13 protein-coding genes are annotated in these 15,926 nt (G+C 40.5%); 6 read left to right on the plus strand and 7 right to left on the minus strand.

Annotated features, from left to right (window positions below):
- A partial coding sequence (locus LBH98_07045) for a hypothetical protein (protein MDR0304505.1) occupies positions 1 to 348 on the plus strand: 348 nt, incomplete at its 5' end.
- A 21-nt stretch (positions 349 to 369) separates the two neighbouring features.
- Here the strand turns inward: LBH98_07045 and LBH98_07050 are convergent.
- Positions 370 to 2,067, minus strand: coding sequence for a DEAD/DEAH box helicase (locus LBH98_07050; GenBank protein ID MDR0304506.1), 1,698 nt, complete (start codon positions 2,065 to 2,067; stop codon positions 370 to 372).
- A 194-nt stretch (positions 2,068 to 2,261) separates the two neighbouring features.
- On the opposite strand from LBH98_07050, the gene LBH98_07055 reads away from it, so the two are divergent.
- Genes LBH98_07055 through LBH98_07070 form a run of 4 tightly spaced genes read left to right on the plus strand, consistent with a single transcriptional unit; the run spans position 2,262 to position 6,191 of the window.
- Positions 2,262 to 3,485, plus strand: coding sequence for a divergent polysaccharide deacetylase family protein (locus LBH98_07055; protein ID MDR0304507.1), 1,224 nt, complete (start codon positions 2,262 to 2,264; stop codon positions 3,483 to 3,485).
- Between the two features lie 14 nt (positions 3,486 to 3,499).
- Positions 3,500 to 4,225, plus strand: coding sequence for a pyridoxine 5'-phosphate synthase (locus tag LBH98_07060; protein ID MDR0304508.1), 726 nt, complete (start codon positions 3,500 to 3,502; stop codon positions 4,223 to 4,225).
- A 29-nt stretch (positions 4,226 to 4,254) separates the two neighbouring features.
- Positions 4,255 to 5,946: an AMP-binding protein gene (locus LBH98_07065; protein MDR0304509.1), complete on the plus strand. Its 1,692-nt coding sequence runs from the start codon at positions 4,255 to 4,257 to the stop codon at positions 5,944 to 5,946.
- 17 nt (positions 5,947 to 5,963) lie between these two features.
- Complete coding sequence (locus LBH98_07070; GenBank protein ID MDR0304510.1) at positions 5,964 to 6,191, plus strand: acyl carrier protein; 228 nt, start codon at positions 5,964 to 5,966, stop codon at positions 6,189 to 6,191.
- 19 nt (positions 6,192 to 6,210) lie between these two features.
- Here the strand turns inward: LBH98_07070 and LBH98_07075 are convergent, their stop codons facing one another.
- Positions 6,211 to 8,010 carry an ABC transporter substrate-binding protein gene (locus LBH98_07075; GenBank protein MDR0304511.1) on the minus strand — a complete coding sequence of 600 codons (1,800 nt, stop codon included), beginning with the start codon at positions 8,008 to 8,010 and terminating at the stop codon, positions 6,211 to 6,213.
- 61 nt (positions 8,011 to 8,071) lie between these two features.
- Here LBH98_07075 and LBH98_07080 point away from each other — a divergent pair, with 61 nt between their 5' ends.
- Positions 8,072 to 8,656, plus strand: a complete 585-nt coding sequence (locus tag LBH98_07080) for a phosphatase PAP2 family protein (protein MDR0304512.1) — start codon at positions 8,072 to 8,074, stop codon at positions 8,654 to 8,656.
- On the opposite strand, the gene LBH98_07085 is transcribed toward LBH98_07080, so the two are convergent.
- The 5 genes from LBH98_07085 to LBH98_07105 form a co-directional block, all read right to left on the minus strand.
- Complete coding sequence (locus LBH98_07085; protein MDR0304513.1) at positions 8,648 to 9,376, minus strand: DNA alkylation repair protein; 729 nt, start codon at positions 9,374 to 9,376, stop codon at positions 8,648 to 8,650. The genes LBH98_07080 and LBH98_07085 overlap by 9 nt on opposite strands.
- A gap of 42 nt (positions 9,377 to 9,418) precedes the next feature.
- Positions 9,419 to 12,196 (minus strand): C10 family peptidase, encoded by a 2,778-nt coding sequence (locus tag LBH98_07090; protein MDR0304514.1) that lies wholly within the window; start codon positions 12,194 to 12,196, stop codon positions 9,419 to 9,421.
- Positions 12,197 to 12,268: 72 nt separating this feature from the next.
- A complete protein-coding gene (locus LBH98_07095; GenBank protein MDR0304515.1) occupies positions 12,269 to 14,359 on the minus strand; it encodes a C10 family peptidase in 2,091 nt (696 codons plus the stop codon).
- 145 nt (positions 14,360 to 14,504) lie between these two features.
- Positions 14,505 to 15,512, minus strand: a complete 1,008-nt coding sequence (obgE, locus tag LBH98_07100) for a GTPase ObgE (protein MDR0304516.1) — start codon at positions 15,510 to 15,512, stop codon at positions 14,505 to 14,507.
- The gene (locus tag LBH98_07105; GenBank protein ID MDR0304517.1) at positions 15,513 to 15,773 is read right to left on the minus strand and encodes a hypothetical protein; all 261 of its coding nucleotides are present in this window, start codon (positions 15,771 to 15,773) and stop codon (positions 15,513 to 15,515) included. It lies immediately after the preceding gene.
- Positions 15,774 to 15,926: the final 153 nt, after the last annotated feature.

The following is a 15,926-nucleotide window of genomic DNA, read 5'->3' on the forward strand; positions in this document are numbered from 1 at the left end:
TTATCTTTTGGAAAAGAAACGTATGATTATATGCTTCCTAATTTGAAATATAGTAGAAAGGGGAAATCAGCGGAATTTGACATTGTTTTGGTTAACGGCGAATCTGTAGCGATTATCGAAGCGAAAAACAGAATACATCCGGATTTTATTAAAGAAATAGCGGTAAATAAAGCGTCTCAGTTTCGTGAATATTTTCCCGTCTATGAAAATTACAAACTATATCTTGGAGCGGCGGGTTTTTCGTTTGACGAAAGCGTAGTTAAAGAAGCGAAAGTTTATGGTATAGGGATAATCCGTCAAGTAGGCGACGCGGTAGAGATAGACGATAAGGATTTGAAAGCTTATTGAGGTTTCTTTGTCGCCTTGCCATTATTTACTTTTCGCCCGTTTTACTACAGTATCTTTGCTTCCGTTGAACGAGCGTAGAATTATTTCCGCCGCCGCAAACGGAACGTTCACAAACGAAAACGAATCGTGAATCGTAATTGTTCCTATAGAGACGTTTTTTCCCGCGACTTCGGTAATCATTGAAATAGCCTTTTTTTTGTTAAAGTCGTCGTTTTTACCTTTAGCGATAAATAAGCGAGTCGTACCTTCCTGTTCCACAAAACGATTATCGCGGTTTTGCTTTTTGTCGAAGCGTCTGTTTTTCCATTCGTCAAAACCGTCGTTGCTTTTTCTTTTTGTAAATTTGTCTGATTTATCAAAACCGCCTCTTTTTTCAGCATTTTTTCTGTAGTCGTTTTTTTGTTTTACAGGAGTTAATTCGGTGTAATTTTCCGTGTCGAACTTGTCGCCGTAAGCCGCCGAAATCAAAACGGAAACTAATTTTTCAGGATTGTAATTTACTAACAGTTCTCTTGCCCATTCTTCAAATTCTTCCGAATCTTCGTCGTTTGATATAAGTTCGATTTCTTTGGAAATTTTGCGTTTCTGCTCTGCCATAATTTCGGGAACGGTCGGAATTTCCCGTTTTTTTATGTCGGCTTTAGTCGCTCTCTGCAAAAAACCGAGTTTTCTAAACTCGCTCGGCGTGACAAACGTAATCGCCGTTCCTTTTTGTCCGGCGCGTCCCGTTCTTCCGATTCTATGAACGTACGCTTCCGGATTTTGCGGAAGAGAATAGTTTATGACGTGGGTTAAATCCGAAACGTCGATTCCTCTTGCGGCGACGTCGGTCGCTACCAAAACGTTTATCGCTTTTTTACGGAATTTTGTTAAAATTCTTTCTCGCAGAAACTGTGAGATATCGCCGTGAAGCGCATCCGCAGAGTATCCGCGGTCTATTAAATGGGATGCGATTTCGTCTGTTTCTATTTTCGTTCTGCAAAAAACGATCGCATAAAAATCGTCTTCCATATCAATAATTCTGCATAGCGCCTCAAATCTGTCGCGCTCAAAAACCTCGAAATAAATTTGGTCTGTCAAGTTTGTCGTAAGTTGCGTTTTTGTCTTGAGCGTAATAGGATTTTTAAGGTACGAATCAGCCAATTCGCGTATTCTCTGCGGCATAGTCGCCGAGAATAAAAGCATTCTTTTTTGCGGATTTGAAACCGAAATTATTTCTTCAATGTCCTCAATAAATCCCATATTCAGCATTTCGTCGGCTTCGTCCATAACTAACGAATTTATTTGCGACAAATCAAGCGTCCCTCTATGGACGTGGTCTAAAATTCTTCCCGGCGAGCCGACGACGATGTCTATTCCGCGTTTGAGTTGATAAATTTGTCTGTCATACGACTGTCCGCCGTAAATCGGAGCGATTTTCAGCGGATTTTCTCCCTTGAGCGAGTTTAATTCCTCGCAAATTTGTACTACAAGCTCACGCGTCGGGGCTATAATAAGCGCTTTTACGCCGGTTTTTGCGCAGTCTATGAGTTCTATGAGAGGAAGCCCGAAAGCGGCGGTTTTTCCGGTTCCCGTTTGCGCCTGCGCGACAATGTCGTCGTCTTGCGAAAGCATTGCCGGTATAGTCAATTCCTGAATCTGCGTTGGTTCTTCAAAACCCTTTTGGGTGATTGCTTTTAGTGTTCTGTCTGATAAGCCTAGTTCTGAAAATTGTTTCATATTTTCCTTGTTTTAATAAATTTTTACTACGAATATACTAATTGCCGTTTGTTACTCGCCAATTTTATAAAGTTTACCGAAAAATTGAGTTAATAAGATAGTGTTAAAGATTTTATCTAAAATCTAACTCCCATTTTTTGAGAAAAATATATTATATTCAGGTATTTAAGTAAAAACTAAAATTAAGGGCGGCGATGAGCGAAAGAAAAATAAGTTTGGCGATTTTTATTCCCGCCGTGATTTCTATAGCCGCCTTTGTAATTATGGGAGTATTGCTTATAGTCAGAACGGTTGTCTCAAATAATAATGTCAAACCGACAAGTCGCGTTGTGCGTGAAATAAAACCGAGTTTGCTGGAAGAAAAAATAAAAATAGCGTCCGTTAATTTCGGCATCCCCGAAAAAAATATAAAATCGAGCATCGATCTTGAAGAAAAGCAAAAAACAATCGCCGTATCTTTGCCAAAAGGAAAATTGATAGAAGAATTTGTCGCACAATTGTTTGCGGCCGCGGAGAATACGGAGTATGTAATAGTAGAATCCAAACATGTCAGCAAAGGTAAAAAGCAGGGGAAAAGAGAATACGCCAGAATTGTTTTTGAAAGCAAAAAAAAACCGCATGAAAAAATTGTTTGCGATATAATTCCGACGGAAGAAGTGTCTTCGGAAAGCGCAAACGTCGCGTTTATAATAAAAGGATTGGAAAAATTGTCGAAAGATAGAGCCGATTCGTTGCTCGCTTTCGCAGAACCGCTTAATTATGTCGTTACTCCTTGGCTTACTATGGTTTCGGTGGATTCCTTGCCGAACGATTCTGACGGCGGTATAAAAAAAACGAAAGAAAGCAGAAAAACAATCGACACGATTCCTTCGATATTCAAAAAAGTGTTAAGTCCCGTACTTATCGAAATTCCTATGGAAGATTTGGAAGTTTTGTATCCGAAACGAAAATATACCGTAATTCAATCCGACGATAAAAAAAATATGGATAAAAAAATTAAAACACTTTTAAAAATGTATCCGCAGGCTATAGGGTTTTATTCGGGAACCGGCGGCTTAATTTTGAATTCCCGTGAAATTTCGGAAATATTTTTGCAAACGATAAAAAAGAATAACGTTGTATTTTTTGATGCGCGAACCGCTAAGAACGAAGTTTCTCGCGAAATCGCCGAAGAATTGAACGTTAAATATTACACGGTAACGGGGCGGCTTGGAGAATTTCGCAAAGACGGTTCGAAAATCCGAAGAACTCATGAAGAATGGGAAGCGGAATTGAAAAATATTTGCGATAAATTGTTAAAAAACAAAAATTCGGCGGTTTTAATAAGTGCGGATAATAATTTTGTAGATGTATTTGTAAAAAAATTGCCGGAAATACAAAAAAAGGGAATACAATTTGTTCCGATAAGGAATTATTAAAACGGAGGATGAGAATGACTAAACTCGGCGTTAATATCGACCATGTCGCCACACTGCGTCAAGCCAGAGGCGGAGTTCAACCGGATCCTATTCATGCGGCGGCTATAGCGGAAATCGCAGGGGCGAGCGCAATTACGGCGCATCTTAGAGAAGACAGACGGCACATGAACGATCGTGACATTTATTTGATAAAGCAGATGGTAATGACTTCGTTTAATCTTGAAATGGCGGTGACTCCCGAAATGGTTTCAATGGCGGTGGATATTCGTCCGAATATGGTGACTTTAGTTCCGGAAAAACGTGAAGAAAAAACAACCGAAGGCGGATTGGTTATACGCAGACATGAAAAAGAATTGGCTGATATGGTAGAAAAAATGTCGGAAAACAATATTTTGATTTCGGTTTTTATTGACCCTGACTTCGATCAAATAAAGTCGGCGTTAAAAATAGGTGCGACCCATGTCGAACTGCACACCGGATATTATGCAAATGCTAAAGGAAGAGCCCAGGAAGAAGAATTGGAAAGGATTCGCGACGCGGCCGCTTTTGCAAACAAATTAGGACTTATTGTAAATGCCGGACACGGTTTGAATTATCAAAATACCGCTCCTGTCGCCCAAATAGAAGGAATATCGGAATTGAATATAGGGCATTCGATAATTTCGCGGGCTGTATTCATCGGTTTGGAAAATGCGGTGAAAGATATGCTTAGAATCATAAATACGTCAAGTTTGGTATAAAACGAACACTTTTGATAAGGAAAGAAAAAATGGCGAGAAGTACGCTGAAAACCACTAACAAACCGTATCCTTTGAATAAAATCCGACGGTTTCACGATATGAGGGAACTTGTTGAATATACCGGCAAAAAATTCGGGGAAAATAACGCTTTTACTTATGAAGACGATAACGGTGTCGAAGTAAATGTTTCGTTTAAACGTTTCAGACGGGAAATCGCCGCGCTTGGCGCGTCGTTTTATTCGAAAGATATCCGAAACGAAAAGATTGCGCTTCTTGGTGAAACGTCTTATTTGTGGATTTTATCATATTTTGCAGGCGTCAACGGCGGAAATGCGATAGTTCCGCTTGATAAAAATCTTTCGTCGGCGAATTTGGACTTGCTGATTAAGGATAGCGAAGCGGTCGTTCTCATTTATTCGGACGATTTTGTCGATGTCGCGCAAAAAATTAAAACCGATAAACTGCGTCTGAAGTTTAATATAAAAACGGATATTGCCGAAATGGTCGAAACCGGAAAAAAACTCTTAGACGAAAATTCCGAATATGCAAAGGAATTTATCGACTATAAGTTAGACAACGAAAAACTTGCGGCGATAATTTATACTTCCGGAACGACCGGTATTTCAAAAGGCGTTATGCTTTCGCACAAAAGCATGATGACAGACGTAGGCGTAGGAGTAAAATATGTCGAAATATTCGGCAGGCAGTTATTGGTTTTGCCGCTGCATCATTCGTTTTCGTTTACCGCCTGCATATTGGCGGGGCATTATTTCGGCTGTGACATAGTCATAAACAAGTCGCTTAAAAACGTTGTTAGCGACTTGCAAAAATACAAACCTAACTGCATTTTACTTGTGCCGCTTTTTGTTGAAACCTTTTACAAAAAAATTTGGCAGAGCGCAACGAAGCAAAAGAAAGACAAATTGCTCAAAAACATGATAAAAATAAGCAATTTTTTACTTAAATTCCATATTGATTTGCGGAGAATAATTTTCAAACAAGTTCTTACGTCGGCGTTTGGCGGAAATTTGGACGTGATAATTACCGGCGGCGCGCCTATTGACGAAAAATATATGAAAGGTTTCCGTGAATTGGGTGTAAATATTATGAACGGGTACGGGATTACGGAATGTTCGCCGATTGTCGCCGTCAGTAGAAACGGGTATTACAGAGACGGAAGCGTAGGTTTGGTTCTTACCGAAACAAAAGTGAAAATCTTAGAGCCGGACGAGGACGGCTACGGTGAAATCTGCGTTCAGGGCGATATTGTCATGCTGGGATATTACAACAATCCCGAAGCGACTAAAGAGGCGTTTTTTGAGGATTCCGACGGAAAGTGGTTTAGAACCGGCGATATAGGAAAAATAGATAAAGACAACTTTTTATTTATCAGCGGACGCAAAAAGAACTTGATAATTTTAAACAACGGCGAGAACGTTTCGCCCGAAGAATTGGAACAGGAAATTTTAAGCGAATTTGAGTATGTTAAAGAGGTGATATGTTTTCAGGAAGACAACTTAATTACGGCGGAAGCGTTTTTCGACAAAGAATACATTGAAACGACAGGAACGCAGAATATAAATTACGGCGAAAAATTTCAAAAAGATATTGTGGAATTTAACAGGAAACAGCCCCCGCAAAAAAATATAGGGAAAGTACTTGTGCGCGACATAGAATTTCCGAAAACTACGACGCAGAAAATTAAAAGGAATTACAAATAAAGAGGAGGGATCAAACTATGATTGAAAAACTACAGCAGATTATTCGAGAAGCGAAAGGCGATGAAAAAATTAACATTACGCCGGAGACGGTTTTGCTTACGGATTTGAAATTGGATTCGTTTGACGTCGCTCAATTAGTAAACGAAATTGAAATCGGGTTTGGTATTAAAGTCGAAGATCGCGATATCAACGAATTAAAGACGATTAAAAACATTCTTGACTATATTGAGCGTAAGAAAAAGTAAGAAAAAAGGCGCTTTCCTCCTATTTTATGTAAATTTCTTCAATGTTGTGAGTCAGCGATTCCATTGAATTTAGGCGAGAAGTGAGATGAATGTTGCCGAATTTGTTTTGCAGTCCCAGAATTACCTCGTCCATAGGGAGATAAACAAAATGGCATTGTTCTTTGTCGATATTTTGCCACTCAAAATAGAGTTTTGCGCGTTTTTCATCATTTGTTTCCTTAACCGCTTCTTCAAAAATTTCGGAGATTCGCAGTTCGTAATCACGGTCGATTTTGGGAATGTTTTTTCCGTTTTTATCCTGCCGTTGCGGATTTATCTGGTATCGAGGCGATGACGGAATGTTCGTTTCTTTTCCAAAATGCGGATCGACTATTCCACCCAAAGAATATGCGGCGATGTCCCAGTTGTAAGTGTTGTAAATCCGCGAAATCATCGTGTTGAACTCGACAAAATCCAAATGTACCTTGAATCCTAATTGTTCCAAATCTTTTCGTACGATGCCGAACATTCGCGAAATACGTTCGACTCCCGCCGTTGTCGTAATTGTAAATTCAATCGGATTTCCCAAATCGTCTTTGCGAATACCGTCGCCGTTTCTGCTGTAGCCTATCGAATTTAGTAGCGAATCCGCTTTTTGCAGGTCGTAATAATATTGCTTCAAATTCGGGTCGGAATATTTTCCTTTATGATTTCCCCAAACGCCGCCGGGCATATAGGCGAGCCCGTTGAATACAATTCTTATTATCTCGTCGTAATTTATCGCATAGGCGCAAGCTTGGCGAAATTCTTTCGTGCGAAACCATTTTTGTTTTTTTGGATCAAGAAAATATTTGCCGGTTTTCTCGTCAATCTGGTTGTTCTGATTGAACACAAAAAATCGGTCGTACCAGCGGGGGCCTACGCGGTAAAGTTTGTAATTTCCTTCAAATTCTTTAGGTTTGAGAATCGGATAATGTTCTCCGCTCAGCATATAGTGATCGATTTTACCGCTTTGAAACATCATAGTTTGCATATTCGGCTCTTGAATTATTGCAAATCTGACGGCGTCAAGGTATGGCAGACGGTTGTTTTCAGCGTCTTTTTTCCAATAGTAAGGATTTTTCGCAAGAATTATTTGCTGTCCCAATTCAACTTTTGAAAGCATAAAAGGTCCTGAACCTACAACGTTTTTTACATTCGTTCCGCTTGATAAAAACGACTCTAAAGTTCCGTCTTTTGCATACTTTTCGTATAAATGTTTCGGCATAATCGACATTCCTACAACGGTCAGAAACGGCGCAAACGGCGTGGGAAGTTCAAAGATCACGGAAAAGCTGTCGGCGGCGGAAACGTTTATTTTTTTCCCGTCAACGCGGAAATTGTAGTTCAGCGGAGAATTTAATTTTTCGTTATAGACAATATCGTTAAAAGTAAAAAGCACGTCTGCGCTTGAAAGTTTTACGCCGTCTGAGAAATACACGTCGTTTCGTAAATAAAACTTCCACGTCAAGCCGTCGTCCGATACGTCCCAATTTTTTGCGATGTTGGGTTTGTGTTCCAAATCCACTGCGTTTGTCGCAACCAAGCCTTCAAAAATTAACCCCAAAACTTCCATCGAATAGCCCGAATTGGTCAACGCCGGGCAAAATCCGTCGGGATCTGACGAAAGCGCAAGATTTATCGTTTCTCCATATTTTCCTATTTCCGGAACAAACGCTTTTCCCGCACTGTCCAACTGCGATAAAGAGTACTGCGGCGAAACCTGCGGTTTACTCGACTGTTTTTGATTGCAGCCCGCACAAATTATTAGGATTATTGCAAGGACAAAAAATTTCTTCATAAAAACTTCCTTTAATCGACGTTTTATCTTCGGCAGAAAATAATTTATGTTTGGAGGAACTATGATTACGAACATAGATTACGCATTATTTGTATTTTTTAATACGGCGTTTTCAAATCCGTTTTTTGATTTGATATTTCCGGTTATTACCAAAGAATCAAATTTAATGTATTCGTTTTTTATCGCATTGGCGGTGTATGTGGCAGTTTCAAAAGACAAAATTCTTGCAGCCAAAAGAGCGGGAATAGCGATACTTCTTTTTGTAATATCCGACGCGTTTTCGCATAGAATATTGAAAGCGTTTTTTGAGCGTCCGCGTCCGTGTAATTCAAATTATTTTGTAAACGGCGTTCATGTAATGTTTCCGCAATGCCATTTTTTGCTTGGGCGAAGAGGGGCGTTTTCGTTTCCGAGTAATCATGCGGTAAACCTGTCTGCCATAGCGCTTCTTTGGTCGATTTGGTGTCCGAAAGCAAAATATATTTTCATTTCCATAGCGTTGTTTTTAATTTTTACGCGCGTTTATTGCGGAGTTCATTATCCGCTTGATTTGTTTTTCGGAACGGTCTTCGGAGCGGCTTTCGGCTATATGGCTTATATAGGTACAAAACCGCTTTTATATAATTCTAAAAAAGATTCAAATTGACGCTCTTGACGCTCGCTTTAAATTACGAATAAATTCTTTTTTATCGCTTAAAATCCTATACGATTCCAATATCTTTTGAAGCGTTTTATTTCTTATCCAAGCGTTCATTTCTTTCTTATTCAGTTCGTTCGTCGTCTTGTCAAAAAAATCTCGCGCCGACTCGGCGTAGAGCCATGCGACAGCCATTTTTACGTAGTATCCATCGTGTTTTATTTTTCGTAAATTTTCAAAGACCCAATCGATTTTGGTTTCACTTATAAAATGATGAAGCATAAAAACGACTCCGAATCTAACGACAAATTCTTTTTGTGAAACGATACATTCTTCAACAAATTCTGCCCATAAATTCTCGTTTGTTTTTTCAAAGTTTTTAATCATTATCGCGCTGTCTATCAATGCCCAACTATCTACAAATTCGAGATAAATTTTTATCGCTTTAATTTTTTCTTCGTCAGGAAGTTTTGAATAACTTATAATAATTCCGCATACGAAAACCTCTTCGTAAACGTTTTTGTCGCAATTCTCAATAACGGAAATCAAATTTTCAAACGATAAATTTTTTGACAGATCTTTTGCAATTTTTCGCATATCGGGGACGCGAGCGCCTATAATCTTTTTCTTGGAGACTAATATGTTTTTACTGAAATCGACAAAATCTTTTGAGTTTTCATCGGCAAGAAAATTTAATTTCTCTCTTATTTTTTCATTTATTTCACACATGCTTTTTCCACGCTTGTTTTTAACGCTTAATAAATTATAAAACTACTTTCTCACGCCGAATTTCGTGTAATACCTGTAAGTGTTTTTGTCTGCGCCTTTACATTCGACTATCGCCAAATACATACCGTTTGCCACTGCTCTGCCTGAAGCATTGCTAAGATTCCAGACGACTGACGCCTTGTTATGCACAGTTTCTTCAAATACAACGTTTCCGACATTATCAAAAATTACAACTTTGAGTTGCTTCACCTTGGCGTTGTCCGGAAGTACCGCGCAAATCTGCACCGTCTGCGACACAATGTTCCCCGGAAGAAGTTTTATGCCAAGACGTTCATCAGTGTCCTTGGCAGACTTCACCGCAACGTTCTCTCCCTTGTACACTGCCGCTACTGTTACGGAGAAGTCGGGCATGGTAAAAGTAGTGCTCTCGCCGTATATGTTTGCCAAAGTTATATTGTCGTAGGTTTCCCAACGGTCAAACACATCGCCGTCAGACGCCGGATTAGCCGTTATCATTACAATATCTTCGGCAAAATAAGTGCCGCCGCCACTGCCGTTGTTTACAAATACCGTTTGTCCCTGCGCCTCAATTACTTCTACCGTAAAAGTTCCTACGTTTATTTGAACCGAACCGGCACTTACATTACAGTAGTAGTAATGTTCTCCCACTGCCAAAGATGACGGAAGTGCGTAAGACTTGCTTGTCGCCCCGTTAATTACTTCCCATTTATTTTCTTTTTCATTATGCAGATGCCACTTATAGGTAATGCTTGCACCTCCCGTTACACTTGCCTCAATCAATAAACTTTGTGTGATTTTACCGACGGTTACGGTAGTCGTGTCTGCAGGCTGTGTATCTATTGAGAGTGTTACCGTTTGTGAGGGGTCTTTCACCGTTACTATCGCCGCATTGCTTTTGCGCGTTGCAGTTTGTACTCCGCTTGCGCTTGAGTTGGTATTGGTTACTTCAACATAATAATAATATGTCCCTATTGTAGCGGTAGGGCAAGAATAGGTTGAAGCAGTTGCGCCGGTAATCTTTGTGCCGCCGTTGTTATCCGAAAATGTATTGCTGTACCATTGATAAGTAAGGTTCCCTCCGTCGCCCACACTTGCGGACGCCGACAGACTGTGTGTCGCATTTTGGTTTACGGTAACACTTGCCGGATGTGTGGAAATTGTCGGTGTTTCGGCATTGGTTACCAGCGTATTGCCTACCTGAAAGTTAACGCTTGCAGGTTTTCCGTTGTTAGATATTCTCCAAACATTACTGTCGGTTGGTTTGCTGACTACCATCAGGCGATACGCCCCTTCCTGAACAGTGTTTGACAATTTGCAACTTACGGTTATATCCGACAATGAGGCGCCTAACTTGCCGATACCAAAGGTATTATATACCACTCCCCCTGATGTCCATTTGTATCCGATTCTCTCTACAATATTGCCAACGTTATCAACCAGCGCTACATTAAACTCTCCACCCGGGAAAGCGTCCCCGCCAACACTTTTCAATGTATCAAAATATACCGTAATCTCCTCGCCGTGCACAGCCTTGGTTTTATTGGATCTTAAATTCACCGTTGCCAGTTCGTAATTCCCTAAAGATTTACCGTTCGGCTTAATGCCATACACCATCTTGGTAACAGGATTAATGCTACTATTAACAGGATTTTTAGCCGCCTTAACTTGAAACCATCCGCCGGCGGAACTGCCGCCGAGGCTGCCATAACCCCAATTTACATGAATTTGTTTATCGGAAGGGTCATATCCGTCAACCAGGTAACTATGACCGCCGCCTTCGGCAATTATCGGACGATTGTTATTTATTTCATTCACTATAATGTCTAACCACTGTTCATCCGTATATTGAGCATTTTTAATAATGAATTTCATAGAAGAACCGTCATAATCAAAATAATCTCTCAATGCAGGCAGTATATCAGAATCGTAAGCGCCACTTCCTACAGACCCGCAGAACCAATCCATCTTAACGCTTACTGCGGCATGAAACAATAATTTTGCCATAGCGTTTTGCTGCACGGTTCCGCTGTTGTTGGGATAAGCGTCATTACACCCCCCGCTGACAGTAATTTTGCCGTCATAAGGATATTTGTCCAGCATATTATTATAATCATAAGTTCCTGCTTGGCTTACGGTTACGGCGGACATTTGAATTTTTGCCGCACCGGACGTATATCCCGGAATATCTTTTGTGATTTGGGCGGGATGTTTCCAATATCTCATTACTTGCCCCATTGAGACGGCGATACAACCCGCAAAAGCTCTTATTAATACGCCGTTTGGGCAAGATTGCCCCATACCGTCGGTTTTCCTTTTCGGAGTGAGCAAATTAAACGGCTCCCATTGGTCCCATTCTGATTTTACCAGAAATTCCTTCGCCCTGACTTCCCCTCTGATTTGGGGTGAGCCGTTTAAGTATTTTTCCCACAGTAATTCTGTTTCTGCGTCCTGCTGTTTGTTTTCTATAGCCTCATTTATTTGCGCTTCATAACAACTCAAAAACCATTGAAACGGAGGAGGCAAATTATTCTCGTCGAAATTTCCGCTGTCGGTTTCTCCCAAAACGGGCGTTGCTACGTCATTTGCCGAAACGATTATAAAACCGTTTCCATCTCCTTTATTAAAAATGAAAAACGGCGCTACGTCTCTTTTTCGCTTTACGGAAGCTAGCTGCACCCGATTCTTTCCGGATTGCTGCAAATAATTGTTCGCAACCTTTTGCGCCGTCTCAAAACTTACCGGTTCGCCCACAGTGAAACCGAAACATAACAATACGATATAAAACACTCTTTTGTCCATATTATCCTCACTCTCTCATATTTAGCCGACAGACAAATCACCTGTCGGCATTAAATAACCGTCTTTCCAAAACTACTTTTTTACACCGAATTTTGTGTAATACCTGTAAGTTTTTTTATCGGCGCCTTTGCATTCGACTAACGCCAAATAAGTACCTGCCGCGACCGCACGCTTGTTATTGTTACGCAAATCCCATTTTATTTTGTCGTTATCGTCTTTTGCCGAAAGCTGCCGCTCTAAAGAACGCACTGCATTCCCAAGATTATCGAAAATCGTCAGTTTGGCAAAATACTTTCCTGCAGGCGCTTTCACAATAAATTCCGCAAAATCGCCGATAACAGGATTTTTGGTAATAATAATTCCATTCGTACCGTCAAAACTCTCGATTCCGCTTATGCCTGTGTCGTCATCAATCCATTTTGCGTAAAGCGTCGTGTCGCTGACAATAACGCTGTTTTCCGTCCATTCCGTCTCAAAATCTTCGTCTGTAAACCAACCTGCAAACGTGAAACCGTCTTTCAGCATTTCGTCTTGCGGGTAAAACGAATTACTTTCCTCGACTTCTACATCCGCCACTGCGTTGCCGCCGTTTGAATTGAATGTAATTGTGTATTTCGGCTCTTCTTTCAAAAGTAAAGACACTGACTTCGTTTCTCCTATTAGCGTCCAATTGCCGTTGCCGCGTTTGGTTGCCAATTGCACCGTTACTGTCTGCAGGGAGCCTTCCGTAAAATATTTGGTAATGGTTCCGCTTTTGGGAGTGTTGTAATAAGTTCCTGGGGGATTACCGGATTTGCCGATTCCAACGCCGGCGCCAAAAGTGGTACTGATCGTATTACCGGTTGTAAAATCCGTCGAATCCAAAACCTGCTTAATACTCTTAATACTGTCTACGGACACAATTGCAAGTCCGACTTTTCCCAAAAAATCCGTCCCGTAATGCATTTTTGCCGAAAAGTCTGCGCTGATTGAAGACGCAGTCGTTGAAACGTCAAATTTGGTCACTTTAAGTATAGACGGAGCGTTGCCGTTTTGGTTGGGCATAATGTTTATCGTCATCCTTTCCGGAGTTCCTGCCGACGATGCCTTGTCTATCGCATACCAGCCATTACTGGAACCGCCATAGCCGTAATTCAAATGAATTAGGCTATTGTCCGGATCATATCCGTCAATAATAAAACTGTGATTCTGCCCATCGCAAATTATCGGCGAGTTGTTTTCTATCTGCCCGATAATCAAATCTTTCCAAATCTCGTCGGTAATTTGAGACGGATATTTGGAGACAATTCGCATAGTAGTCGAATCGTAATCAAAGAATCTGGCTAATGTCAGCGGCGTATCACGGTCGAATCCTGTGCTGGCGTCTGTACCCCAATTCATTTGCATTCCTAATGCGGTATGATACAGAAATTTCGCTACCTCGTTCTCCTGCGTCGTTCCGCTGTTATTCGGATAACCGCCGGATCCTTTGGAAGTATATTTATCCAGCATATTGTTATAGTCATATGTTTCGGCGCTAACATTAACTTCCGGCATTGATATTAAGTTTTTTCTTGATGTATATGCGGGAATCTTTTGTATGATTTTTTCAGGATATTCCCAATAATTCATTACCTGCCCCATCGAAACGGCAATACATCCCATCCAACTTCTTTTTTCACCAATCTGCGGAGCAAGAAGATTGTATGGTTCGCTCTGATTCCATTCGGTTTTTATCAGAAAATTCGCAGCTCTGATTCCCTCCCCCCCCCTTGTTTCGTTAGAACTTTTCAGATATTTTTCCCACAGCAACTTTGTTTCGCTATCCTGTTCCTTATTGTTTTTTACCGCTTCGTTGATATAGTTTTCATAATTTCCCAAAAGCCATACAAGAGCCGGAGGTAAATCGTTGTCGTTGAAATTTCCTTCGTCCGCATCTCCCAAAATGGGCGTTGCTACGTCGTTTGCCGAAACGATGACAAAGCCTTTGTCTTGCCCCATACTGAAAACAAAAAACGGCGAAGCGTCATTTTTTTGTTTGACTATGGTTAAATTCATCGGGCTTTTTCCTACCTGTCGTAAATAATTGTTAGCCGTCTTTTGCGCGATTTCAAAACTCACAGGCGAAGCAATCGTCGAAACGAAACACAATAGTAATACGATGTAAAACATTCTTATATGCATACCAATCATCCTTATAGATCAATGTTTTCAAATATAGAATTATTATTAAAATAATATTTAACTAAAAAAATTGCTTGAAAAAATGAGATAATCGGCGATAATTTAGATAAGCGTTATATAATAATATTGCGTTTTGTATGAAAAACTATCCTACTTCCACTATTTCTCTTTGCACAATTCCATCGTTTTTTCGCGCTTCGCCGATAATTTCGCTAAACTTGTTAACAAGTTTAGAAACCCCGTTGTTTGTCGCCGCGGAAATACAAAACCATCCGCGCGGAATTTTAATTTCGTCAGCGCTTTTTGTGTCGCTTTTTGTCAAAATACAAATGCACGGTTTTTGAGCGAGTTCCAAACTATACGATTTTAATTCGGTACGAAGTTTTTTTGCGGTTTCTTTTGGATTTTCGTCACAGCAATCCACCAAAATAGCCAGAACTCTAGTTCGCTCTATGTGCTGCAAAAATTGTATTCCCAAACCTTTGCCAAGCGATGCGCCTTCAATAATTCCCGGAATATCCGCCATGACAAAAGAGCTATACTCACCGGTTTTTACTATTCCCAAATGCGGTGTAAGCGTTGTGAAAGGATAATCGGCAATTTCCGGAGTCGCTCGTGAAACTACCGACAAAAGCGTTGACTTTCCTGCGTTTGGAAGCCCTACAAGTCCGACGTCCGCCATAACTTTCAAGGTTAACTTTAACGTTTTTGTTTCGCCTGCTTTTCCGTACTCGGCATATTCAGGATTTAGGTTGAATTTTGTTACCATCGCTTTGTTTCCGCGTCCTCCGCGTCCGCCTTTTGCAACTAAAATTTCTTCGCCGTCTGTAGTTAAATCATAAATAAATTCGTCGGTATCAAAATTTCTTATCGTAGTTCCTAACGGTACGGGAATTTTTATGTCCGCGCCGCTTTTGCCGTATAAATTATTCGCTCCTCCGTGTCCTCCGCGCTCCGCTTTGTAGAATGAGCGATAAGAAACGTCTTGAAGTGTTTGGACTTTTTTGCTTGCGACGACATAAATGTTTCCTCCGCGTCCGCCGTTTCCACCGCCGGGTTTTCCTTTCGGTTTGAATTTATCACGGTCGTAAGAAAAACACCCGTTTCCGCCGTCGCCCGAAATTACTTCTATTTTTGCGGAATCAATAAACATCTATTTCGCTTTTTCACAGGATGAAGCGGACGGACAGGACTTGCATTCGGCTTTTTTCTCAACTTTTTTGTCTGAATTTTTGAAATCTGTTTGGTAAAATCCCGAACCTTTAAGAATTGCACCCGCTCCTGTTCCAATCAGACGTCTGACTTTGCCTTTGCAATCGTCGTATATGCAGTTTTTAATCGATTCAGCCGTCATGCTTTGAAATTTGTCGAACGTTTTTCCGCATTTTTCGCATTCATACGAATAAGTCGGCATAATAATTTCCTCCGTTTTTTGTTTCTTTTCAAATGTAAAATACTATTTTTCCTATAAAAATAAAATATTTTCTGCTATGAAATAACCAAAACAAGGCGGCAAATGGGTATAAAACAGGAATTATTCGGTGATCTGGACTTTGGCAATGCAAAA

The organism is Chitinispirillales bacterium (assembly GCA_031254455.1).
Lineage (GTDB): Bacteria > Fibrobacterota > Chitinivibrionia > Chitinivibrionales > Chitinivibrionaceae > WRFX01.

Excerpts from the sequence above, each read along its gene's own strand:
- LBH98_07050 (MDR0304506.1), bottom strand. The coding sequence starts at position 2,067 with ATGAAACAATTTTCAGAACTAGGCTTATCAGACAGAACACTAAAAGCA.
- LBH98_07055 (MDR0304507.1), top strand. The coding sequence starts at position 2,262 with ATGAGCGAAAGAAAAATAAGTTTGGCGATTTTTATTCCCGCCGTGATT.
- LBH98_07060 (MDR0304508.1), top strand. The coding sequence starts at position 3,500 with ATGACTAAACTCGGCGTTAATATCGACCATGTCGCCACACTGCGTCAA.
- LBH98_07065 (MDR0304509.1), top strand. The coding sequence starts at position 4,255 with ATGGCGAGAAGTACGCTGAAAACCACTAACAAACCGTATCCTTTGAAT.
- LBH98_07070 (MDR0304510.1), top strand. The coding sequence starts at position 5,964 with ATGATTGAAAAACTACAGCAGATTATTCGAGAAGCGAAAGGCGATGAA.
- LBH98_07075 (MDR0304511.1), bottom strand. The coding sequence starts at position 8,010 with ATGAAGAAATTTTTTGTCCTTGCAATAATCCTAATAATTTGTGCGGGC.
- LBH98_07080 (MDR0304512.1), top strand. The coding sequence starts at position 8,072 with ATGATTACGAACATAGATTACGCATTATTTGTATTTTTTAATACGGCG.
- LBH98_07085 (MDR0304513.1), bottom strand. The coding sequence starts at position 9,376 with ATGTGTGAAATAAATGAAAAAATAAGAGAGAAATTAAATTTTCTTGCC.
- LBH98_07090 (MDR0304514.1), bottom strand. The coding sequence starts at position 12,196 with ATGGACAAAAGAGTGTTTTATATCGTATTGTTATGTTTCGGTTTCACT.
- LBH98_07095 (MDR0304515.1), bottom strand. The coding sequence starts at position 14,359 with ATGCATATAAGAATGTTTTACATCGTATTACTATTGTGTTTCGTTTCG.
- obgE (MDR0304516.1), bottom strand. The coding sequence starts at position 15,512 with ATGTTTATTGATTCCGCAAAAATAGAAGTAATTTCGGGCGACGGCGGA.
- LBH98_07105 (MDR0304517.1), bottom strand. The coding sequence starts at position 15,773 with ATGCCGACTTATTCGTATGAATGCGAAAAATGCGGAAAAACGTTCGAC.